The 223-nt window shown below is 49.8% G+C and carries 1 rRNA gene; it reads left to right on the plus strand.

From position 1 onward, the window contains the following. Nucleotides 1-47: 47 nt before the first annotated feature. A 16S ribosomal RNA gene (locus tag WFP70_RS26685) occupies nt 48-223 on the plus strand; the annotation flags it as partial.

Below are 223 nucleotides of genomic sequence, written 5' to 3' on the forward strand. Positions count from 1 at the left end.
GTTTTACAGATGAGCATCGCTGAACTTGTTTCAGCAAATCAAACTTTAAATTGAAGAGTTTGATCATGGCTCAGATTGAACGCTGGCGGCAGGCCTAACACATGCAAGTCGGACGGTAGCACAGAGAGCTTGCTCTTGGGTGACGAGTGGCGGACGGGTGAGTAATGTCTGGGAAACTGCCCGATGGAGGGGGATAACTACTGGAAACGGTAGCTAATACCGC

Source organism: Pantoea sp. USMM079, assembly GCF_037153115.1.
GTDB lineage: Bacteria > Pseudomonadota > Gammaproteobacteria > Enterobacterales > Enterobacteriaceae > Pantoea > Pantoea communis.